Below are 21,722 nucleotides of genomic sequence, written 5' to 3' on the forward strand. Positions count from 1 at the left end.
AGCTTATTCTTCGTCTTTCTTGTCTTCTTCGCTTTCTTTAGCGGTTGGAACTTCGGCAGAAACTTCTTCAGCTTCTACTTCTGGTTCTTTTTCAACGCGTGGAGCCGTGATAGAGACGACAGCTTGGTCGTGGTCTTCACCTTTAGTTAACTCAACCAGTTCAACACCGTTAGGGAGTTTCAGGTCAGTTAAGTGCAAGGTTTGGCCCAGCTCAAGAGCGGCAATATCAACTTCCAAGTACTCTGGTAAGTCTTTCGGTAACACGTTGATTTCCACATCGTTCACGTGGTGAACAACAACACCGCCTTCGTCTTTAACGCCTTTTGCAGTGTCTTCGTTCAAGAAGTGCAATGGAACGTGAGTATGCAGTTTCTGACCTTTCTCAACACGTTGGAAGTCAAGGTGAGTCAGTTTTGGCTTATACGGGTGGCGTTGGATATCTTTCAAGATAGCCTGATGTTTTTTGCCATCAACAACCAAGGTCAAAATGTGCGAATAGAAAGCTTCGTAATCCGCCATGTTGTTTACTTTGTTGTGATCTAAGGTTAGCGAAACAGCTTCTTTGTTCGCACCGTACAAAATTGCAGGCACTTTGTCTGCGCGACGCAGGCGGCGGCTCGCACCTTTCCCTGTATCCTTACGCAGCTCTGCTTGAATAGTAAAATCAATAGTCGACATAGTGGAGTGTCTCCGTTAAATAAAAATAAGTCGGTTATTCGCGACCAAATAGCCGACACTTTCCTGAAATTAATTCACTCAATTTCGAGGGCGCGGAATAGTACCACTGCCACCCTCGAAATTCAATCAATACTCGAACATTGCCGAGATCGATTCTTCATTGCTGACACGGCGTAGCGCTTCAGAAAGCATACCGCTGAGCGTCAGTTGGTGAACTTTTTCTAACTTACGCATTTCGGCACTAAGTGGAATACTGTCAGTGACAACCACTTGGTCGATATTTGACTCGCGGATATTCTTCTCGGCATTGCCCGAGAACACTGGGTGCGTTGCGTAAGCGAAAACCCGACGCGCGCCATTCGCCTTGAGTGCGTCCGCGGCTTTGCATAAGGTGCCGCCCGTATCGATCATGTCGTCAACAATAATGCAGTCGCGGTCTTGCACGTCACCGATGATGTGCATCACTTGTGATTCGTTGCTGCGTGGACGTCGTTTGTCGATAATCGCCAAATCGATGTCGTTGAGTAATTTTGCAACGGCGCGCGCACGAACAACACCACCAATATCGGGTGAAACCACCACTGGGTTATCAAATTCTTGCTTACGCAAATGTTCGAGTAGTACTGGGCTACCGAAGACGTTGTCGACGGGTACGTCGAAAAAGCCTTGAATTTGTTCGGCATGCAAGTCAACGGTAAGTACGCGGTCAACGCCGACACTTGATAGGAAGTCGGCAACTACTTTGGAAGTGATCGGCACGCGCGCTGAGCGTACACGGCGATCTTGTCGCGCATAACCGAAGTACGGCATAACCGCAGTAATACGGCCAGCAGATGCACGGCGCAAAGCGTCAACCATGACGATGAGTTCCATCAGATTGTCGTTGGTCGGCGCGCATGTGGATTGAATAATGAAAACGTCGGAACCGCGAACATTTTCGTTGATCATTACGCTGATTTCACCGTCACTAAAACGGCCGACTTCAGCGTCACCGAGCTTAATAAACAGTCGGTCTGCGATTTTCTGGGCGAGTTCTGGCGTGGCGTTGCCAGCAAATAGCTTCATGTCAGGCACACTAAACCTCAATCATGGTTGGTCAGGTTGTCAGTTGAAGCCTGCCGTAGTAGCTGGCAGACCGGGGATTCATTTAGGCCTCGCGCGACAAATCCGGTCCATTGTGCGGGCATCCTTGCGAGCGCAGCGCGCGCCTCATCTTGGCTTTCAAATGATCCGAAAAGGCATGCTCCGGTACCCGTCAGCCGAGTTGGCGCGTATTCTACCAACCAGTCGAGGGCCTTGGCAACTTCCGGATACAATTGACGGACCAGTGGCTCGATGACATTTTGCGTTTGTTGGGTTTGCCATTCGGTACTGGCAATGGGCGCACAGTCGCGGCGAAGGTCAGGATGCTGGAAGATCGCCGCAGTGCTGATGTGGACTCCGGGATCGAGCACTAGATACCAAGGGCTGGCCGGACTTACCGAGGTCAGTTGCTCACCAACACCGGTAGCAAAGGCCGCGTGACCATTGACAAATACTGGCACATCCGCGCCTAAGCTTAGCCCTAGTTCGCATAACTCTGCGGTGCTGATGGGCAAATCCCAAAGCTGCCTTAACGCTAAGAGCGTCGTGGCGGCGTCCGATGAACCGCCACCAAGACCGCCGCCGTAGGGCAGGCGCTTGTCTAAAATAATACGAACCCCTTGCACTTGACGCTGGTGAGCTTGGGCCCACTGTTGTAGCAAGGTGGCAGCACGAACCACTAAATTATCTTGATTGGCGAGTACTGGGTCTGAGCATTGAAAATCAATCGTTGCGCCGACTAAACGAGTAAAACTTAGGCTGTCGTGCTGATCCAAGAATTGAAAAACTGTTTGCAATTCGTGATAGCCATTGGCCCGGCGGCCGGTGATATGCAGAAATAAATTAAGCTTGGCGGGGGCCGGTAGCACTAAAGTTTCCACTGTTTTACCTTTATTTTGATGCGCCAGGCGGCGCTTGTGAGCTCAACCTGATGGGGCAGTAATAAGTGTTGCGTAGGCTGGTAAGCAGTTAAGTTGACCTGCCAGGTTTGCGCTTGGCGAGCGACGCTATAACTACTGAGTGCTGCTACTTGGTGTGGTTCCATCGGGTGCAGTTGGTAACGCAACTGTTGCGCGCCAGGTGGTTGGCGTCCAATGATGACCTGAGTCAGTAATTCGAGTGGTAATTGGTAACCGAACAGTCGCGTCACGAGCTGTTCTGCAGTTTGGCCATAAAAGGCCTGACCGTCGGCAGCAACGTAGGTGGCGCCACTGGCATCTTGTTCAAGCCGTGCCAAAGTGCCTTTAAGTGGATGGTAAAAGCGCATGTGAGTTCGGGTAGTTGAGTGCTGCCATTCGAGGTAAACAGCGTCGCGCTCATCGTCGCGCAAATTAAACAAGGCAATTTGGCCCCGTAAGGTCCAGTCGTTAAGTTGCTGAAGGGTGGTTTGGTGCCGTTCGACGGCATTGCGATCAACGGCACGCTCTGAAATTTCCTTCGGCGGTGCCGCACAACCGCTCAGAAGTAGGGCCAACAACAGCAATATGCGTACTTTCATCAAGTTTTCCCACAGTTGGTGTGCTTTTCATCATCCCGCCTTTCACGTACAATTAGCGGCGATTTGCAGTGCCAGAGGCTCGCTTACTTTTCATTATGACTATTTTTGCACTCGGTGTTAACCATAAAACCGCTTCGGTTGATTTGCGTGAGCAAATAGCCTTCTCTCCTGAGCAACTGCATCAGGCGTTGCCAGCTTTGCGCGAGCAGACAGGCGTGCGCGAAGCGGTCATCGTGTCGACCTGTAATCGCACGGAAATTTATTGTCATGGCGACAGCAAAGATGGCCCTTCCAGTGACTTGTTACTGGGCTGGTTGGCGGGCTACCACGGTGCTTCGGCAACGTTGTTGCAAGAACACAGTTACTGCCACACCGACGCCGATGCAATTCAACACTTAATGCGTGTCTCAAGTGGTCTTGATTCACTTATATTAGGTGAGCCACAAATTCTCGGGCAAGTGAAGCAAGCGTACCAATTTGCTAAAAACCAAGCCAGTGTTGGCGGTATTTTAGAGCGGCTGTTTCAGCAAAGTTTTCATATTGCCAAACGTGTTCGTAGTGAAACAGCCGTGGGCGAAAACGCGGTTTCGGTGGCTTTTGCTGCAGTGAATTTGGCGCGCCATATTTTTGCCGATTTAGCACAGGCCTCGGTGTTGTTGGTAGGCGCTGGTGATACCGCAGAGTTGGTCGCTCAGCATCTTACCGAGATTGGCGTACAGCGCCTAACGGTCGCTAACCGCACCCTTGTGCGAGCCGAGGCAGTCGCAACCAAATTTGGTGGGCAAGCGCATACGCTCGGCGAGTTACCGGAACTGTTGCCGCAGGCTGATATCGTGATTAGCTCGACGGCAAGCACCTTGCCTATTATTGGTAAAGGCTTGATCGAAAGTGCGCTGAAGCAGCGCCGCCGTAAACCTATGCTGCTGATCGACCTAGCTGTACCGCGTGATATTGAAGCGCAAGTGAATGACTTAAACGATGCCTATTTGTATACGGTAGATGATTTACAGGGCATTATTGAAGAAAATATTCGCAATCGTGAAGAAGCGGCAAGTCAAGCACAGTCGATGATCAGTGAACAAACTGAGAGTTTTGTGCAGTGGTTACGCACACTGGACCATGTCGACGTGTTGCGGAGCTTTCGACAGCAAACAGAACAACTGGCACAGGATCAACTGCAACGTGCCCGTAACCAACTTGCGGCGGGCAAGTCAGCGGAAGATGTATTGGCGGAATTTAGTCAGCGCCTCACCAACCAATTCTTACACGCACCCACGCGGATGATGCGTGACGCCGGGGCGAAAGGTGACTTTCAAACCTTGGCCTTATTTCAACAAATCTATAATGATAACGACTAAGGTTTCTTAGCAATGATGAATCCTTCCATTACCCGTAAGCTCGAAGCGTTGCTTGAACGTTATGAAGAAGTTCAGCACTTACTTAGTGATCCTGGCGTGATTGCCGATCAAGACCGTTTTCGAGCACTTTCAAGAGAGTATTCTCAGCTGGAAGAAGTCGTAAAATGTTTTCGTGATTACCAACAAGTACAAGAAGATGCCCAAGCAGCTGAAGAAATGCTAGCTGAAGACGATGCCGAGATGCGCGAAATGGGCCAACTTGAGCTTGACGAAGCGAAAACCAAACAAGAACAGCTCGAACAGCAATTACAAATTTTATTACTGCCGCGCGACCCTAACGATGACCATCCGTGTTACCTAGAGATACGCGCTGGGGCCGGTGGCGATGAAGCGGCGATTTTTGCCGGAGACTTGTTCCGTATGTATAGCCGCTATGCTGAACAACATGGCTGGAAGGTGAGCATTGTTAATGCCAACGAAGGCGAGCACGGTGGTTACAAAGAAGTCATCGCACATATGTCGGGTGACGGCGCTTATGGGCGTATGAAGTTTGAATCTGGCGGCCATCGTGTGCAACGGGTGCCAGAAACTGAATCCCAAGGGCGGGTGCATACCTCAGCTTGTACGGTGGCGATTCTGCCCGAAGTGCCAGAAGCGGAAGCGATTGAAATCAACCCAGCGGATTTGCGCGTCGATACCTTTCGCGCGTCAGGGGCCGGTGGTCAGCACGTTAACCGTACCGACTCCGCCATTCGCTTGACCCACTTACCGTCAGGGTTAGTCGTGGAATGTCAGGATGAACGTTCGCAGCATAAAAACCGCGCGAAAGCGATGTCTGTGTTGCAAGCTCGTTTGCAAAAGCAAGCCGACGAAAAACGCCAACAAGAAGAGCAATCAACCCGCCGTAGTCTGGTCGGTAGCGGTGATCGCTCGGAACGTATTCGTACCTATAATTACCCACAAGGGCGGGTCAGTGATCACCGAATAAACTTGACCTTATATCGCCTAGATGAAGTCTTAAATGGCACACTCGATTTAATACTCGATGCCATTGTGCAAGAGCACCAAGCAGATCAATTAGCTGCATTGGCAGAATCGCAAAATTAATGACCATGTTACCCACAGCGCTGTCAATCACCGCTGCGCTGCAATGGGCGCAAGGTGAACTTAGTGCGAGTACCACGCCTCGGTTAGATGCCGAGGTATTGTTAGCTGAGGTGCTGCAACAGACGCGTACCTATTTGCATACGTGGCCGGAACGTGAGTTAGAGACCAGCCAACTCCAGCGCTATCGAACCTACGTTGCGCGTCGCAAAGAGGGCCAGCCGATCGCTCACCTATTGGGCACGCGAGAGTTTTGGTCGCTCGAGCTAAAAGTCGATGGCAGTACCTTAATTCCGCGTCCGGATACTGAGATTTTAGTGGCCCAAGCCTTGCAACTAGAACTGCCCGAACAGGCAAAGGTGCTGGACCTGGGCACAGGAACCGGCGCTATTGCGTTGGCGTTGAAGTCTGAGCGACCAGCGTGGCAAGTGTCCGCCGTGGACCAGTCTGCGGCCGCCGTAGACTTGGCTCGAAGTAATGCACAACAACTCAATTTAGCGGTAACGATACAGCAAAGCGATTGGTTTGCTGCTTTATCTTCCGCCCCCGAAGAAGGGTTTGATTGTATTGTTTCAAACCCGCCCTATATTGCCGAAGATGATCCTCATTTAGACCAAGGTGATGTGCGCTTCGAACCGCGCACAGCGCTGGTGGCCGGCGACCATGGTTGCGCGGATCTTAGCTTTATTATCGCGCAGGCCCGCGGCTTTCTAAAACCTGGCGGTTGGCTGTTACTTGAGCACGGCTGGCAACAAGCAAACGTGTGTCAACAGCAATTTAAATCTAACGGCTACACGTCGGTGGCGAGTGCGAGAGATTATGCTAATCTGGAGCGCATTAGTTTCGCTCAGTGGCCCGCACTGCAGCAGCAAACAGGGAGATAAGTTGACTATGGCGAGCGATTTTATATTTGCCAACGAATCACAGGAGCCGACACCTGCAGGTACTGCGCCAAGCAAAACCAAGTGGAAGCTGCTGATCGTTGACGATGAAAAAGAAGTGCATGCGGTGACGCGTTTGGCGTTAATGGATCTTACCTTCGAGGGGGCAGGGCTGGAATTTATCAGTGCGCACTCGCTGGTCGAGGCCAAAGCGCAAATTAAACAACACCCTGATTTAGCCATCGCCTTGTTAGATGTGGTGATGGAAACCGACGATGCCGGCTTAAATGTGGCAAACTTTATTCGCCGCGACTGCAACAATCAACGAACGCGGATTATTTTGCGTACCGGGCAGCCCGGACAAGCGCCAGAGCGAGCCGTGGTCACCAATTATGATATTAATGATTATAAAGCGAAAACCGAACTGACCTCACAGAAGCTCTTTACCAGTATCATGTCTGCGTTACGCTCATACCGCGATATTATGCAGGTTGAACAGCAACGGACTCAGCTGCAACAGCGCCTAGATCAGGTTATGAACCTACTTAAAAACAACTATCCGCAAGCGTGGCATGCGGTACAACAACAACAGCAAGAAGAGGACAACACGTGATTCCATTTGAAGCTTTGAAACATCTCCACGTCACTTTTGTAGTGCTAAGTGTGTTATTATTCGTGCTGCGTTTTTTCTGGCGGTGCATCGATGCCAAGGTCGCGCAACAGAAATGGGTAAAAATAGTTCCGCACGTGATTGATACGTTGTTATTACTAACGATCATCGGAATGTTGATCCATTGGCAGTTGTGGCCATGGCAAACCGCATGGTTAGGTAACAAAGTATTGGGCCTATTTGGCTACATTTTGTTTGGTTTAGTGGCCATGAAAGCCAGCACAGCAACCTTCAGATATGGCGGTTTTGTTATCGCATTGGGTTGGATAGGCTTTTTATTCCACGTTGCTTTTTCCAAGCAAGCACTTATCGGTTAAGAATAGGATTGTATGCAGTTTTCGTACCTTGAACATGTTGATCATGAGCTACTTCCCACCATTGAAATCGTGTGGGAGGTAGGGCGTGTTTTCAATAGCGATAGCGACCATTACGTAAGCTCTTTTTATCAGCAACTTAATGCGTTGAAAGACAACACTGATTTGGCCGACAAAGCCGGCGTCGAGCGGCTGCGTGAGCTGTGTAAGCAATTTTATTTCCAGCTTGGTTTTAGTACAGCGCCAGAGCCGTTGCTAACCAGCAAGCGGGTGTTATTAGACCGGGCGATTCGGTTACGTACTGGGGAACCCCTAACATTGGCGCTGTTGCTGCAAGAAGCGGCGTCGTACCATGGCTTAGTGTTAGAGCTGATTGATTTTCCTGGTTACCCGTTATTGCGCTTTGACCATGAGCAATGTAGCTACTTTGTCGATCCAAGTAGTGGCGACTTGTTACTCGACCAACAAGTACAAGAGCGTTTCGAAGATGCCATCGACGAAGACGATGAAGAAAACGAAAGTTTCAGTTGGGAAGTGCTTGAAGCGGCAGAGCAAAAAATAATTATCGTGCGCTATTTATCAGAGCTTAAACATGCGTTTATTAGCGAGCGCCGTTTTGCCGACGCCCTTACCGCTGTGCACATGTTGCTGGCGGTATTGCCAGATGACCCTTATGAAATCCGTGATCGTGGCTACATTCTAGAAGAGCTTGATTGTAACCATGTGGCGGTTGATGACTATCAATACTTTGTCGAACAATGCCCTGATGATCCGAGCGCTCAATTATTGCGCTTACAACTTGAAAACTGGACCACACCGCAAACGGTTTTACATTAATGCTGTGGGTCTAACTATCCACCAAAACAAGAATAAGAGGTAGTCGTGGAAGCAACTCCTATAATTACCAACGATGGCATTATTTTCGGCCTTTTAGCCGTTATTCTAGGTGCTATTTTTTATACGCAGCAAAGTACCCATTCATTCTGGAAAAAGTTTTATCAGTGGGTACCTGCATTACTGCTTTGCTACTTTGTACCGTCGTTACTGAATACCTTTGGCGTTGTTGATGGCAGTAATACTGGTATCTATCCGTTAGTGATGGATTATCTGTTACCCACCTGTTTGGTATTACTTACCTTAAGCTTAGACTTAAAAGCTATCTTACGACTTGGGCCAAAGTTGTTGATTCTATTTTTGACCGGTACCGTCGGTATTGTTATAGGTGGGCCTATCGCGCTGTTATTGGTGTCGATGATCTTCCCTGAAATGCTTGGTGGTGCGGGCCCTGAGGCCGTGTGGCGCGGCATGACAACCATTGCCGGTAGTTGGATCGGTGGTGGGGCTAACCAAGCCGCCATGAAAGAAGTTTATGAAGTAGGTGGCGAGATATTCTCGGCTATGGTGACGGTTGATATCATCGTTGCCAACCTTTGGATGGCAGTGCTGCTCTACATGGCGGCGAACAGCAAAAAGATTGATGCGGGTATTGGTGCCGACACCAGTGCGATTGAAAGCATCAAAGAGCGTATCGAAAAATATGAGTCTGAACATCGTCGCGAAGCGAAGTTACCAGATTTAATCTTTATTTTGGCGGTCGGCTTTGGTGTTGCAGGCCTTGGCCATTTTGGTGCTGATATTATTGCGCCTTATATTGGCAATAATGTTCCAGCGCTTGCTGACTTTAGTTTAGATAAGAAGTTTTTCTGGTTGATTGTTATCGCCACCACCTTAGGTGTGGCGTTGTCGTTCACTCCAGCTCGCAAGCTTGAGGGCGTTGGCGCTTCGAAAATAGGCTCATTGTTCGTCTATATTCTTGTTGCCACCATTGGCTTGCATATGGATGTAAGCGCTATCGTGGAAGTGCCGAAATATTTCTTAATTGGCGCCATTTGGATGCTTATCCACGCCGGTATGATGCTGATTGTTGCCCGCTTACTGAAAGCGCCAGTGTTTTACATGGCGGTAGGCAGCCAAGCCAACGTGGGTGGAGCTGCTTCGGCGCCAGTGGTGGCGTCAGCATTTCATCCGTCATTGGCACCTGTCGGTGTGTTGTTGGCGGTCATGGGCTATGCGCTCGGTACTTATATGGCCTATATTTGTGGGCAGATCCTTCGTGTGATCGCGACAGGCTAAGGACTAACTGTGATTAATACGCAAACGATTAAAATTGGCGATGTGCAAGTGGGAAACCACTTGCCGTTCGTTTTGTTCGGTGGCATGAACGTGTTGGAATCGCGCGATTTAGCGATGCAAATTGCCGAGCACTATGTTGAAGTGACCCAACGCTTGGGTATCCCATTCGTTTTTAAAGCGTCGTTTGATAAAGCCAATCGTTCTTCGGTGCATTCGTACCGTGGTCCGGGCCTTGATAAAGGGCTTGAGATCTTTGCTGAAATCAAGCGTACCTTTAATGTACCGATTATTACTGATGTGCACGAACCCTACCAGGCGAAGCCGGTCGCGGAAGTTGCAGATATCTTGCAGTTGCCGGCTTTCCTTGCCAGACAAACCGATTTGGTCGTCGCAATGGCGGAAACAGGGGCGGTTATCAACGTTAAAAAACCACAGTTTTTGGCGCCTCATGAAATGCGACATATCCTGAAGAAGTTTGCCGAAGCGGGTAATCGTGAGGTCATTCTGTGCGAGCGTGGAAGTAGCTTTGGTTACAATAACTTAGTTGTTGATATGCTCGGTATGGATGAGATGCGCCATATGGCGCCGGTGATGTTCGATGCCACTCATGCCTTGCAGCGCCCAGGTGGTCGTGCAGACTCTGCCGACGGACGTCGTGCACAAGCGGCGGTTCTGGCGCGTTCTGGTATGGCATTAGGCCTAGCAGGCTTATTTATTGAAGCGCATCCGAACCCAGACGAAGCAAAATGCGATGGTCCATGTGCGTTACCATTGGCTAAACTCGAGCCTTATCTGCAGCAAATGCAAGCGGTCGATGAACTAGTTAAAAACTTCAAGGTGCTTGATACCTCAAATAGTTAACCCGGAAGTTGTCTAGCGCTTGCACCTAGTGTGAACTTACTATAAATTAAAACGCATGTTTTAAATGTATGTTCTAAACGGTGACGAGATGGCGAAACGAGAGACAACTCAAGACAAACTTCTAAATGCAGCCGAAGCTCTGTTTGCTGAACAGGGCTTCGAGCAAACCTCCCTTCGTCAAATCACCACAGCGGCGGACGTAAATCTCGCTTCGGTGAATTATCACTTTGGCTCGAAAAAAGCACTTATCCAAGCCGTGATGGCACGCTACCTCGAAGTGTTTATGCCGGCACTGCAAACAAAACTGCAGCAGTTGGGCCAGCAAGAAAGTTTCAATACGCGCGATGTTTTCGATTGTTTCCGGGAACCCTTAAGCGGTCTAAGCCAAGTTCAAAAACATGGGCCGACACTGTTTTTAAGCTTGTTAGGGTTTGCCTATGCCGAAATACAAGGGCACTTACGGCGCTATACCATGGAGCATTTTGGCGAAGTGATGGCGCTATTATTAGAAACTCTTCATCAAGCGAATCCGCAACTAAGTCCCGTAGATATGTTTTGGCGTCTACACTTTGTGTTGGGGGCAACGGTTTTTGCTCAGGTTTCTGGACCTGCGTTACGAGAAATTGCGGCGGCCGACTTTGGCGAAGCCGTTGCAGCGGAGCAGGTAATTGATCGACTCATCCCATTTTTAGCGGGTGGAGTAGATGCCGCATAGCTGGAAAGCTTTACTGACTCATTTTGCGTTGTATTGACGTTCACAAGTACACAAGTTCACAAGTACAAGGGTAGGTTATGGAAATTCTCATTCTATTAGTTGTTGCCGTAGTGCTGCTATTCGCGGTGAAAGAAATCCGTCGAAGCTTAATCAGTCGCCCTATGTTTGGGTTCTTTAAACGCGTACTGCCACCACTTTCGAATACCGAACGTGAAGCTATGACGGCTGGTGATGTATGGTGGGACGCTGAATTATTCAGTGGCCGCCCTGATTGGCATCGCTTTCACCAAGCTAAACCGCCGCAGTTTACCGACGAAGAACAAGCGTTCATTGATGACCAGTTAGAACAGCTGTTGGCAATGCTGGATGATTTTAAAATTGTGCAGCAAGATTGTGATATGCCCAAAAAAGTATGGGACTTTATTCGTAAAGAGAAATTTTTTGCGATGATCATCGGCAAAGAGTTCGGTGGTCTTGATTTTTCGCCTGCGGCAAATTCACACATTGTTTCACGCATTGCCACGCGCTCTATTAGCGCAGCAGTATCGGTGATGGTACCAAACTCGCTGGGCCCAGGTGAGCTACTTACTCACTATGGTACCGACGAGCAGAAGAATTACTGGCTACCGCGCTTAGCCGACGGAACGGATATTCCATGTTTTGCCTTAACTGCACCGGAAGCGGGCTCGGATGCGGGCGCTATTCCTGACACCGGTATTATCTGTAAGGGCGCCCACGAAGGTAAAGAAGTGGTGGGTATTCGCTTGAATTGGGACAAACGCTACATCACCCTTGCACCGGTTGCGACGGTGTTGGGCTTGGCGTTTAAAATGTACGACCCAGACGGTTTATTAGGTGAGCAAGAAGATATCGGTATTACTTGTGCGTTGATTCCGACTGACCATGAAGGCGTTGAGACCGGTGAGCGTCACTTGCCGTTGAATCAAGCCTTTATGAACGGTACCACTTACGGTAAGGATGTCTTCATTCCGTTAGATTGGATTATCGGCGGTCAAGACTATGCCGGTAAAGGCTGGCGCATGTTGATGGAATGCTTGTCGGCGGGCCGCGGTATTTCATTACCGGCATTAGCAACCGCCACGGGCCATTTAGCACAGCGCATGACCGGCGCTTACAGCTACGTACGTCAGCAATTCGGCTTGCCGATAGGTAAGTTCGAAGGGGTACAAGAAGCAATGGGGCGTATCGGCGGTACCAACTACACCATTGAGTCGATGCGCCGTTTAACGGTTGCCGCTTTATGCGAAGGTAAGAGTCCATCGGTGATCACCGCCATGACTAAGTACCACATGACCGAAATGGGACGCGAAGTGATCGAGGCGGCAATGGATGTGCACGCAGGTAAAGGCATTCAGCTAGGTCCGAAAAACTACTTAGGACATGGCTATATGGCGACACCGGTGTCTATCACCGTTGAAGGGGCGAATATTTTAACCCGTAACTTGATGATTTTTGGTCAAGGCGCCACCCGTTGTCACCCGTATGTATTAAAAGAAATGGAAGCAGCGGCGAACCCTGATGAAGAACAAGGCTTGCGTGATTTTGACGAATTGCTGATCAAACATATCGGCTTTGCCGCGAGCAACTTCTTTGGCAGTTTCTGGATGGGCCTTTCAGGAGCTCGCTTTAACGCTAGCCCGATTAGCGGTCCAACGGCGCGCTACTATCAACAATTGACGCGTATGAGTCGTGCGTTGGCGTTAACGGCGGATGTGGCAATGTTGGTGTTAGGCGGCGATATGAAGCGCAAGGAAATGCTGTCTGCTCGCTTAGGCGATATTTTAAGCCATTTATATATGGCGTCAGCAGTGCTGAAGCGTTATGAAGATGACGGCCGTCAGAGTGGCGACTTGGTGTTTGTTGAATACGCTTTAGAGCAGCATCTAAATAAAATTGGGGCGGCCTTTAATGGCTTCTTTGCGAACTTCCCGAATCGTGCCATCGCATGGAGCTTACGTGTGGCTATCTTCCCCTTTGGTATTCGCTACAAAGCGCCGCAGGACCAAGTATCTCAAGGCATTGCGGATAGCATGATGGAACCAGGTGTGACCCGTGATCGGCATACGTTCTTATGTTATTGGAAAGACGATGCAAAAGACATGACCGGGCATATGGAGCTCGCATTTACTGCGATGAAAGCACACGAGTCGATCTACAAACGTCTGAAAAAAGCTGAAAAGCGCGGTGAGATCCCAGCAGATCTGGCGGGCGACGAGCTGATAAAAGCGGCACGTAAAGCTGAGCTTTTAAGTGCTGATGAAGCGAAAAGCATGAAAAAAGTGGAACAGTTGCGGATCGCCGCGATTGGGGTTGATCAATTTGCCCCTGGAACCCTGGAAAAAAGAACGTTCGCCAAGTAGGCGAACGTTCAGGTTTTCTCTACTCAGGGTTAAGCTTGTTTAACCGATGGGTTTGTAACGCATGCGGTGCGGTTGCATCGCTTGCTCACCGAGGCTTTGTTTCATGTAAGCTTCATAGTCGGTGTAGTTACCTTCATAGAAGTTGATTTGCCCTTCATCTCGATAGTCCAAAATGTGCGTGGCAACGCGGTCAAGGAACCAGCGGTCGTGCGAGATAATCATCGCGGAACCGGGGAATTCCAACAGCGCTTCTTCTAACGCGCGTAAGGTTTCAACATCAAGGTCGTTGGTCGGCTCATCGAGCAATAACAGGTTGCCGCCGGCTTTGAGTAGCTTCGCCAAGTGCACCCGGTTGCGTTCACCACCTGAGAGCTCACCAATACGCTTTTGTTGATCATTACCGCGGAAGTTGAAGCGACCGACATAGGCGCGGCTGTTAATTTCGAAGGTGCCGATGCGCAGAATGTCTTGTCCTTCTGAGATCTCCTGCCAAACAGTATTGCTGTCGTCCATATCGTCACGGAACTGATCAACACTGGCTAATTGCACCGTTTCACCGAGCTCAACCTGTCCTGAGTCTGGTTGTTCTTTATCTGTAACCATGCGGAACAGTGTCGACTTACCCGCGCCGTTGGGGCCAATAATGCCTACAATGGCGCCTTTAGGCACACTGAAGCTTAAATCGTCGATCAATACACGGCCATCGTAAGCTTTCTTCAAATGCTCGACGTCGAGCACTTTGTCGCCAAGGCGAGGACCCGGCGGAATAAACAGTTCATTGGTTTCGTTGCGTTTCTGATAATCGCCGCTTTGTAGCTCTTCGAAGCGTGACATCCGCGCTTTGCTTTTAGCTTGACGGCCTTTCGGATTTTGTCTTACCCACTCAAGCTCTTGTTTGATACTACGTTGACGTGCTTTTTCACTTTTCTCTTCTTGTTCAAGACGTTTTTCTTTCTGTTCTAACCAAGACGAGTAGTTCCCTTCCCACGGGATACCGTAGCCGCGGTCAAGTTCAAGGATCCAGCCAGCGACATTATCGAGGAAGTAACGGTCGTGGGTAATCGCAACAACGGTGCCTTCGTATTCGTGTAGGAAGGTTTCAAGCCAAGCCACTGATTCGGCATCAAGGTGGTTGGTCGGTTCGTCCAGTAACAGCATATCGGGCTTGCTAAGCAGCAGTCGGCAAATGGCGACACGGCGGCGCTCACCCCCCGATAAAACACTTATTTTGCTGTCCCATGGTGGCAGGCGAAGTGAGTCTGCGGCACGTTCGAGAATATTTTCTAGATTATGCCCGTCTTTGGCCTGAATAATCGCTTCTAGCTCGCCTTGGCGCTTTGCTAAAGCATCAAAATCGGCGTTCTCGTCGGCATAAGCGGCGTAAACTTCATCGATTTCTGAAAGTGCGTTTTTAACTTCGGCGACTGCTTCTTCAACGGTTTCACGAACAGTTTTTTCTTCGTCAAGCTGCGGTTCTTGTGGCAAGTAACCGATTTCGATACCGGCAAGGGGCCGTGCTTCGCCCTCGAATTCTTTATCAACCCCAGCCATGATGCGTAACAGCGTTGATTTACCTGCACCGTTTAAACCCAGCACACCAATTTTCGCACCAGGGAAAAACGATAAGGAAATGTCTTTTAAAATTGTCTTTTTCGGCGGGACAACTTTACTCACCCGCGACATTGAGTAGATATACTGTGCCATAGCAGCAAGAATTCCTTCGTTCGACATGAATAAGGTTTCTATTTTAACCCTTAAGTTGGCGTGAACCCAAGTATATTGGTAAACTACGCGGCAAATGATGTCCCGTTTGAAGTAGGAGCCCCAATGTTAAAAAATGACATGACGATAGCAGATTATGATGCGGATCTTTGGCAAGCGATGACCGACGAGGTCCAGCGCCAAGAAGAACACATCGAGTTGATTGCCTCAGAAAACTATACCAGCCCACGTGTGCTGCAAGCACAAGGGTCGCAATTAACCAACAAGTATGCCGAAGGTTACCCACATAAACGCTATTATGGCGGTTGTGAATACGTCGATAAAGTTGAAGACTTAGCGATTGAACGTGCGAAAGAATTGTTCGGGGCAAAGTATGCAAACGTGCAACCACATGCCGGTTCACAAGCAAACTCTGCGGTATTCTTAGCTTTACTACAAGCGGGCGATACGGTGTTGGGCATGAGCCTGGCTCATGGTGGTCACTTAACTCATGGCTCAAGCGTAAACTTCTCGGGTAAGCTTTATAACTCAGTGCAGTATGGTTTGGACGAGAGCACCGGTGAAATCGATTACGCTGAAGTACGTCAGTTGGCGTTAGAGCATAAGCCAAAAATGATTGTGGCTGGTTTCTCAGCTTATTCAGGCATCATCGACTGGGCAAAATTCCGTGAAATTGCCGATGAGGTTGGGGCCTATTTCTTAGTTGATATGGCGCACGTTGCAGGTTTGATTGCTGCCGGTTTATACCCAAGCCCGATTCCTCATGCGGATGTGGTTACCACCACAACCCACAAAACCTTAGCTGGCCCACGTAGTGGTTTGATTCTGTCAGGTAAAGACGATGAAGCACTGCACAAGAAATTAAACAGTGGTGTGTTTCCAGGTAGCCAAGGTGGCCCGCTTTGTCATGTGATTGCAGCGAAGGCAGTCGCTTTTAAAGAAGCAATGGAACCTGAGTTTAAAGACTATCAACAACAGGTTCTAACCAACGCCAACGCGATGGTTAAAGTGATGCAAGAGCGCGGCTACAAAATCGTTTCTGGCGGCACGCAAAACCACTTGTTCTTAGTTGATTTAATCGACAAAGATATCACCGGTAAAGATGCCGATGCGGCACTGGGTCGTGCTTTTATTACTGTGAACAAGAACTCGGTTCCTAATGACCCACGCTCTCCTTTTGTCACCTCAGGCTTGCGCTTAGGTACGCCGGCTATTACCCGTCGTGGTTTTAAGCAAGCTGAAGCTGAGCAGGTCGCAAACTGGATGTGTGATGTGCTCGATGACATCGAGAATGAAGACAAAATTGGCGAAGTTCGTGAGCAAGTGAAAGCGTTGTGTAAGCGCTTCCCAGTGTACGGCTAAGCTGTAACAGTAAGAAGGAAAACCTATGCATTGTCCGTTCTGCGGTACCCAAGATACCAAAGTGATTGATTCGCGATTGGTGGCCGATGGCGCCTCTGTGCGCCGTCGGCGTGAGTGCAGCGAATGCAAAGAACGCTTTACCACGTTTGAAACCGCAGAACTGATTATGCCGCGTATTATTAAGTCAGATGGTTCACGTGAACCTTTTAACGAAGACAAACTACGCAATGGCTTATTACGGGCGCTGGAAAAGCGTCCAGTAAGCTTGGAAGCCATGGAACAGGCGATTCAGAATGTGAAGTCTGCCTTACGTGCTACCGGCGAGCGGGAAATTACCAGCCAAGTGATTGGCAGTTTGGTGATGGAGAATCTCAAAGCCATCGACAAAGTCGCTTACATTAGGTTTGCGTCCGTGTATCGGGCCTTTGATGATATTCGCGAGTTTGGTGAAGAAATTGCGCGGTTAAACGACTAACTTGAAGGCGGGGCAAGCCATGCAAGAGCTCGACGCACAACATATGCAGCGTGCACTAGAATTGGCGCAACGCGGAGCCTTTAGTGTCGCGCCCAACCCGCTGGTCGGCTGTGTGATTGTTCGTGATGGTGAAATTGTTGGTGAAGGTTGGCATGAACGTCCCGGTGAACCTCACGCCGAAGTCTATGCTTTGCGTCAAGCCGGAGCTCTGGCCGCCGCCGCTACCGCCTACGTTACCCTTGAGCCTTGTAGTCATCATGGCCGTACGCCACCTTGTGCCGAGGCATTGATTGCCGCAGGCGTAAAGCGCGTCGTGCTGGCCATGCAAGACCCTAATCCGTTGGTGGCGGGGCAGGGCGTTGCTCTGCTTGAAGCTGCCGGAATAGAGGTCACTGCCGGCGTAGGTCAAGCCGCAGCAGAACAATTGAATCGTGGTTTCATTTCCCGGATGACCCGGCAGCGCCCGTGGTTACGACTGAAAATGGCCATGAGCTTAGATGGTAGAACAGCATTAGCTAATGGCAAAAGCCAATGGATCACCGGCAGTGAAGCACGACAAGATGTCCATGCTTACCGTGCGCAAGCAGGGGCGATCTTAACCAGTGCTCGCACCGTAATGATGGACCAAGCGCGCTTAACGGCACGTCACGCGAAAGCCGAGCGGCAGCCCTTAAGAGTCGTGCTGGACCGACAGCAAAAATTAAGTCCAGAACATGATTTTTTTGCCATTACTAGCCCCGTTTTAAGGGTTATTGATAACACAGCGGCTGACGCCAAGAGCTGGCCTGCGCATGTCTCGACCCTCGTACTTCCAGCAACCGACAAACGGTTACCTTTGAGAACGCTGTTCAATAAACTGGCTGAAATGGAAATTAACGAGGTGTGGACCGAATGTGGGGCTGAACTTGCCGGCGCATTGATGGCCGCCGAGCTGGTGGATGAATGGGTGTTCTATATGGCCCCTAAACTGCTAGGCTCGAGCAGTCGCGCACTGCTTGAATTACCACCGTATCAAGATATAGCGCAGTGTCCTGAACTGCGCTACGAAAGCATCACTCAACTGGGTGATGATTTAAAAATTTGTGCTCGACCACAACATACCAGTGGTGGTGCCGAAAGAGGAGAAGTACAGTCGTGACAACGCTACATAGTGCAGCTGAGATTATTGAAGACATTCGCCAAGGCAAAATGGTCATTCTAATGGATGATGAAGATCGCGAAAACGAAGGCGATTTAATCATTGCAGCAGAATGTGTAACACCTGAAGCGATTAATTTCATGGCGCGCTTTGGCCGTGGGTTAATTTGTTTAACCTTGACGGAAGATCGTTGTGAGCAGTTGCAATTGCCGTTAATGGTGAACCAGAACAATGCTCCCTATGCGACCAACTTTACCGTTTCTATCGAAGCCGCGACCGGCGTAACAACAGGCATTTCTGCCGCGGATCGGGCCCGCACCGTGCAAGCAGCGGTGGCGACGGATGCGAAGCCGCAAGACTTGGTCATGCCCGGCCATATTTTTCCTCTGAAAGCCAAGCCCGGTGGTGTATTGAATCGCGCGGGTCACACCGAAGCAGGTAGTGACTTAGCTCGGCTTGCTGGTTTTGAGCCGGCGGCTGTGATCGTGGAGGTGCTAAACGAAGACGGCACGATGGCACGCCGCCCAGACCTAGAAACCTTTGCCGCAGAACATGGCTTGAAGATGGGAACCATCGCCGATTTAATCGAATATCGTTCGATGACTGAAAAGACAGTGACCCGTAAGGCTCAGTGTCGGTTGCCGACCCGTCATGGTGAATTCGAGTTGATTACCTACCAAGACACCATCGATAAGCAGGTACATTTTGCTCTTATCAACGGTGAGGTGAATGAAAACTCACCCGTGAACGTGCGCGTGCATTTACAAGATACCTTTAATGATTTGTTCTCGACTGACCGAGCCAGTCAGCGTAGTTGGCCTCTGGGCCATGCAATGGACTACATTGGTGAGAAAGGTGGTGTGTTGGTGGTCATTGGTCGTGCGCAAAACAGTGACGATATTCTCAGCCAAGTACAAAGCTTTGCTGCCGAAGACCGCGGTGAAACCAAGCCAAGTGCTGCGGCGTCGAATGCCTCGCGCAATGTGGGTATTGGCTCACAGATTTTGGCAGATTTAGGTGTACATCAAATGCACTTGATGAGCTCTCCAAAACGTTATTCAGCGCTGTCTGGCTTTGGGCTTGAAGTTGTCGACTTTATTGAAGATCCCGAGCACGACTAAGGCGTTTAACCTGTTGCCAAAGCTCGTAATTATGCGGTGCAGCGAGGCCAGCTTCGGTACTCGCTGTGGCGACAAAACCATTTAGATAGTCAATTTCTGTGGTACGGCCCTGTAAGAAATCTTGCAACATCGAAGAACGGTTCTTCGCTGTTGCGGCGACCACTTTACCTGCCTGTTCGAGTATATCCTCGGTGGTTAAGCGAATACCATGATGGTGGGCGAGCTGCGTAATTTCCTGGGCAACGTAGGTCCACTGCTGGCGCGTCACCTGTTCCTCTAACTGGCCATTCAAACATTGGTGAAGCAGGGTGTAGGGATTAATTAAGCAATTTACTGCCAGCTTTAGCCAACGTCGTGTGGCAATAGAGGTGACCACTTCGAGTGGCGGCAAGGCTTGCGCCAGTTGCTCACGAAGCTCTGTTGCTACGGTCATGTTTGGGTTTTGTGAGCCTATCCAGCTTTGCCCTTTACCCGCATGTACTACCTGCGAACCTTCCCGGTAAGCGCCATGAGTCGTCACCCAGTGTGCATCGTGGTCACCAAACAATTGCGCTTCATTGGTAAGCATACCGTTGTAGCTTATGACCAGGCGAGACTCCTGAAAACTCTGGGATTGTTTTAACTCGGCCATCAAGGGTTCAACTTGATAGGCTTTAACGGCGGCGAAGATCCAGCGTGGCCCCGACAGCTCTGTGGTTGCCTCAAGAGTTAAGGAATCATCGCCAAGTTGCAATTGCTTGGTGTTCGTTGCTGCTTGCTCGGGCCGAAGTTTTAACTCAACCGGGTAACCGAGTTGCACCAAACGCGAGGCCACAAGGCTACCAATAGCGCCGTGACCAATCACTAACCAAGGTAGCGTGTTAGTCATGATTAAGCCTTTGCTCATCACTCGCAGGTGTGGTGTTCGCACTAGGCGCTTGAATGCGGTGCAGGGCTTTACGCAATAGAATCAGCAATAACAAGCCCGGTGTCACCATGACCGCGGTCAAAATAAAGAAAAGCGACCAATCACCATTAAGCCAGTCGACCACAAAACCACTGTAGGACGACAATAGTGTACGGCCCAAGTTACCAAGCGACGCCAGCAGGGCATACTGCGTGGCGGTGAAGGCGCGATTACAAAGTAAGCTAATGAAAGCGACAAAAGCAACTGTCGACCAAGCGCCGGTAAAGCCGTCGATAATGACCGCCGCCAGCAATAAATGCGTGTCAGGGCCCACCACAGCGATCCAGGCGAACATTAAATTACTGGCGGCCATGGCAATACCGCCGATCAATAGCCCGCGCATGGTGCCAAGTCGGACATTGACCATACTGCCGATAATGGCGAACACGATGGTGACCCACCACGTGACCATCTTCGAGTAAATGGCGATATCGTCATTGGTAAAGCCAACTTCCTTGTAGAACACGATACTCATGCGGCCCAAGAAAGCTTCGCCAATTTTAAACAGAAAAATAAAACTGAGTATTGCAACCGCGAGTTGCCAGCCGGCGCGTTTAAAAAACTCGGCAACGGGGTCGTAAAGCGTGGTACGGAACCAATCTTGCCAGCGCGTAAAAGGCTTGACCTCGGCGCGGTAGCGCTTAGACTCACGCACACAAAGCACGATAATCAGTTGTACGGCGAGCACCACCGCCATCACTTTGTAAGCGGCTTGCCAGTCCCATGCGGTTCCATCGACCAAGAAAAACGGTAGTGCACCGAGGCCGCTGTAACCTGTCCACCAGCCGGCGGTCGCCATCGCGGCCCCCGCTGACTGCAAGTTACTTTCGTGCTGGCCAAAGGTTTCGATACGGAAGGCATCGATGGCGATGTCTTGTGTGGCAGATGCAATGGCGATGAGTAACGCGCTTAGTGCCACCCAAAACGCATGCTCGGCTAAATTTAGGTGACTCAAACCAAAGGTGGCAATCATCAGTGCCGTCAGACACAGAGCCAGCCAACTTCGTCGTTGTCCTAACCAACCATTTAGCCCTGGCAGTTTGACGCGATCAACCAGAGGTGACCATAAAGCATTGACGCTGTAGGCCACAAAAACCATTCCCAAAAGACCAATATCACTGCGTGAAACGCCACTTTCTTGTAGCCAAGCCGACAGCATGGAACCAATCAGCACCCAGGGGAAGCCGCTCATCATACCGAACAGGAAAATCACCCAAATCCGTGGTTCCAAATACACATTGAAGTCTTTGTACCAAGGCTGCGTTGTCTCGCTTGCCGCCAT

Annotated in this window: 20 protein-coding genes and 1 pseudogene; 14 read left to right on the forward strand and 7 right to left on the reverse strand. The window is 49.9% G+C overall.

Annotation, left to right across the window (positions count from 1 at the left end; all coding sequences use genetic code 11):
* Positions 1-3: 3 nt before the first annotated feature.
* From PSI9734_RS01040 to lolB, 4 genes are all read right to left on the reverse strand, one after another.
* A complete protein-coding gene (locus PSI9734_RS01040; protein ID WP_173919263.1) occupies positions 4-678 on the reverse strand; it encodes a 50S ribosomal protein L25/general stress protein Ctc in 675 nt (224 codons plus the stop codon).
* 126 nt (positions 679-804) lie between these two features.
* Positions 805-1,752, reverse strand: a complete 948-nt coding sequence (locus tag PSI9734_RS01045) for a ribose-phosphate pyrophosphokinase (RefSeq protein WP_173919264.1) — start codon at positions 1,750-1,752, stop codon at positions 805-807.
* Positions 1,753-1,760: 8 nt separating this feature from the next.
* On the reverse strand, positions 1,761-2,642 hold the full coding sequence (gene ispE, locus PSI9734_RS01050) for a 4-(cytidine 5'-diphospho)-2-C-methyl-D-erythritol kinase (protein ID WP_173919265.1): 882 nt from the start codon (positions 2,640-2,642) through the stop codon (positions 1,761-1,763).
* Complete coding sequence (gene lolB, locus PSI9734_RS01055; protein WP_173919266.1) at positions 2,630-3,259, reverse strand: lipoprotein insertase outer membrane protein LolB; 630 nt, start codon at positions 3,257-3,259, stop codon at positions 2,630-2,632. The genes ispE and lolB overlap by 13 nt, the downstream gene beginning before the upstream one ends.
* A gap of 95 nt (positions 3,260-3,354) precedes the next feature.
* On the opposite strand from lolB, the gene hemA reads away from it, so the two are divergent.
* From hemA to PSI9734_RS01105, 10 genes and pseudogenes are all read left to right on the forward strand, one after another.
* Positions 3,355-4,617, forward strand: coding sequence for a glutamyl-tRNA reductase (gene hemA / locus PSI9734_RS01060; protein ID WP_173919267.1), 1,263 nt, complete (start codon positions 3,355-3,357; stop codon positions 4,615-4,617).
* Positions 4,618-4,632: 15 nt separating this feature from the next.
* Positions 4,633-5,724, forward strand: coding sequence for a peptide chain release factor 1 (prfA, locus tag PSI9734_RS01065; RefSeq protein WP_173919950.1), 1,092 nt, complete (start codon positions 4,633-4,635; stop codon positions 5,722-5,724).
* Positions 5,724-6,605, forward strand: a complete 882-nt coding sequence (gene prmC / locus PSI9734_RS01070; protein WP_173919268.1) for a peptide chain release factor N(5)-glutamine methyltransferase — start codon at positions 5,724-5,726, stop codon at positions 6,603-6,605. The genes prfA and prmC overlap by 1 nt, the downstream gene beginning before the upstream one ends.
* 7 nt (positions 6,606-6,612) lie before the next feature.
* A pseudogene (locus tag PSI9734_RS01075) lies at positions 6,613-7,122 on the forward strand (response regulator); the annotation flags it as partial.
* Positions 7,123-7,211: 89 nt separating this feature from the next.
* Entirely contained in the window at positions 7,212-7,589 is a 378-nt protein-coding gene (locus PSI9734_RS01080; RefSeq protein WP_246194671.1) for a SirB2 family protein, read from the forward strand.
* A 12-nt stretch (positions 7,590-7,601) separates the two neighbouring features.
* The gene (locus PSI9734_RS01085) at positions 7,602-8,423 is read left to right on the forward strand and encodes a tetratricopeptide repeat protein (RefSeq protein ID WP_173919269.1); all 822 of its coding nucleotides are present in this window, start codon (positions 7,602-7,604) and stop codon (positions 8,421-8,423) included.
* Positions 8,424-8,468: 45 nt separating this feature from the next.
* A complete protein-coding gene (locus tag PSI9734_RS01090; protein WP_173919270.1) occupies positions 8,469-9,719 on the forward strand; it encodes a DUF819 family protein in 1,251 nt (416 codons plus the stop codon).
* A gap of 12 nt (positions 9,720-9,731) precedes the next feature.
* Positions 9,732-10,580: a 3-deoxy-8-phosphooctulonate synthase gene (kdsA, locus tag PSI9734_RS01095; protein ID WP_173919952.1), complete on the forward strand. Its 849-nt coding sequence runs from the start codon at positions 9,732-9,734 to the stop codon at positions 10,578-10,580.
* Between the two features lie 88 nt (positions 10,581-10,668).
* A complete protein-coding gene (psrA, locus tag PSI9734_RS01100; protein WP_173919271.1) occupies positions 10,669-11,295 on the forward strand; it encodes a TetR family transcriptional repressor PsrA in 627 nt (208 codons plus the stop codon).
* A 77-nt stretch (positions 11,296-11,372) separates the two neighbouring features.
* A complete protein-coding gene (locus PSI9734_RS01105; protein WP_173919272.1) occupies positions 11,373-13,676 on the forward strand; it encodes an acyl-CoA dehydrogenase in 2,304 nt (767 codons plus the stop codon).
* 39 nt (positions 13,677-13,715) lie between these two features.
* Here the strand turns inward: PSI9734_RS01105 and ettA are convergent, their stop codons facing one another.
* Positions 13,716-15,380, reverse strand: a complete 1,665-nt coding sequence (gene ettA / locus PSI9734_RS01110) for an energy-dependent translational throttle protein EttA (protein ID WP_173919273.1) — start codon at positions 15,378-15,380, stop codon at positions 13,716-13,718.
* Between the two features lie 123 nt (positions 15,381-15,503).
* On the opposite strand from ettA, the gene glyA reads away from it, so the two are divergent.
* Genes glyA through ribBA form a run of 4 tightly spaced genes read left to right on the forward strand, consistent with a single transcriptional unit; the run spans position 15,504 to position 19,494 of the window.
* Positions 15,504-16,760: a serine hydroxymethyltransferase gene (gene glyA / locus PSI9734_RS01115; RefSeq protein ID WP_173919274.1), complete on the forward strand. Its 1,257-nt coding sequence runs from the start codon at positions 15,504-15,506 to the stop codon at positions 16,758-16,760.
* A gap of 25 nt (positions 16,761-16,785) precedes the next feature.
* On the forward strand, positions 16,786-17,235 hold the full coding sequence (gene nrdR, locus PSI9734_RS01120) for a transcriptional regulator NrdR (RefSeq protein WP_173919275.1): 450 nt from the start codon (positions 16,786-16,788) through the stop codon (positions 17,233-17,235).
* Positions 17,236-17,254: 19 nt separating this feature from the next.
* Positions 17,255-18,373, forward strand: a complete 1,119-nt coding sequence (ribD, locus tag PSI9734_RS01125; RefSeq protein ID WP_173919276.1) for a bifunctional diaminohydroxyphosphoribosylaminopyrimidine deaminase/5-amino-6-(5-phosphoribosylamino)uracil reductase RibD — start codon at positions 17,255-17,257, stop codon at positions 18,371-18,373.
* Positions 18,370-19,494, forward strand: a complete 1,125-nt coding sequence (ribBA, locus tag PSI9734_RS01130) for a bifunctional 3,4-dihydroxy-2-butanone-4-phosphate synthase/GTP cyclohydrolase II (protein WP_173919277.1) — start codon at positions 18,370-18,372, stop codon at positions 19,492-19,494. The genes ribD and ribBA overlap by 4 nt, the downstream gene beginning before the upstream one ends.
* Here ribBA and PSI9734_RS01135 read toward each other — a convergent pair.
* Both PSI9734_RS01135 and PSI9734_RS01140 read right to left on the reverse strand, forming a co-directional pair.
* Positions 19,469-20,362, reverse strand: coding sequence for a ketopantoate reductase family protein (locus PSI9734_RS01135; RefSeq protein ID WP_173919278.1), 894 nt, complete (start codon positions 20,360-20,362; stop codon positions 19,469-19,471). The two genes, ribBA and PSI9734_RS01135, sit on opposite strands and share 26 nt — an antisense overlap.
* The gene (locus PSI9734_RS01140; protein ID WP_173919279.1) at positions 20,355-21,722 is read right to left on the reverse strand and encodes an AmpG family muropeptide MFS transporter; all 1,368 of its coding nucleotides are present in this window, start codon (positions 21,720-21,722) and stop codon (positions 20,355-20,357) included. The genes PSI9734_RS01135 and PSI9734_RS01140 overlap by 8 nt, the downstream gene beginning before the upstream one ends.

It is taken from the genome of Pseudidiomarina piscicola, assembly GCF_902806985.1.
Classification (GTDB): Bacteria; Pseudomonadota; Gammaproteobacteria; order Enterobacterales; family Alteromonadaceae; genus Pseudidiomarina; species Pseudidiomarina piscicola.

What these genes read in the sequence shown, in the direction of transcription:
- prmC (WP_173919268.1), top strand. Translation starts at nt 5,724, where the DNA reads ATGACCATGTTACCCACAGCGCTGTCAATCACCGCTGCGCTGCAATGG.
- PSI9734_RS01085 (WP_173919269.1), top strand. Translation starts at nt 7,602, where the DNA reads ATGCAGTTTTCGTACCTTGAACATGTTGATCATGAGCTACTTCCCACC.
- ettA (WP_173919273.1), bottom strand. Translation starts at nt 15,380, where the DNA reads ATGGCACAGTATATCTACTCAATGTCGCGGGTGAGTAAAGTTGTCCCG.
- ribD (WP_173919276.1), top strand. Translation starts at nt 17,255, where the DNA reads ATGCAAGAGCTCGACGCACAACATATGCAGCGTGCACTAGAATTGGCG.
- lolB (WP_173919266.1), bottom strand. Translation starts at nt 3,259, where the DNA reads ATGAAAGTACGCATATTGCTGTTGTTGGCCCTACTTCTGAGCGGTTGT.
- PSI9734_RS01140 (WP_173919279.1), bottom strand. Translation starts at nt 21,722, where the DNA reads ATGGCGGCAAGCGAGACAACGCAGCCTTGGTACAAAGACTTCAATGTG.
- prfA (WP_173919950.1), top strand. Translation starts at nt 4,633, where the DNA reads ATGAATCCTTCCATTACCCGTAAGCTCGAAGCGTTGCTTGAACGTTAT.
- nrdR (WP_173919275.1), top strand. Translation starts at nt 16,786, where the DNA reads ATGCATTGTCCGTTCTGCGGTACCCAAGATACCAAAGTGATTGATTCG.
- PSI9734_RS01105 (WP_173919272.1), top strand. Translation starts at nt 11,373, where the DNA reads ATGGAAATTCTCATTCTATTAGTTGTTGCCGTAGTGCTGCTATTCGCG.
- PSI9734_RS01040 (WP_173919263.1), bottom strand. Translation starts at nt 678, where the DNA reads ATGTCGACTATTGATTTTACTATTCAAGCAGAGCTGCGTAAGGATACA.
- psrA (WP_173919271.1), top strand. Translation starts at nt 10,669, where the DNA reads ATGGCGAAACGAGAGACAACTCAAGACAAACTTCTAAATGCAGCCGAA.
- PSI9734_RS01135 (WP_173919278.1), bottom strand. Translation starts at nt 20,362, where the DNA reads ATGACTAACACGCTACCTTGGTTAGTGATTGGTCACGGCGCTATTGGT.
- glyA (WP_173919274.1), top strand. Translation starts at nt 15,504, where the DNA reads ATGTTAAAAAATGACATGACGATAGCAGATTATGATGCGGATCTTTGG.
- hemA (WP_173919267.1), top strand. Translation starts at nt 3,355, where the DNA reads ATGACTATTTTTGCACTCGGTGTTAACCATAAAACCGCTTCGGTTGAT.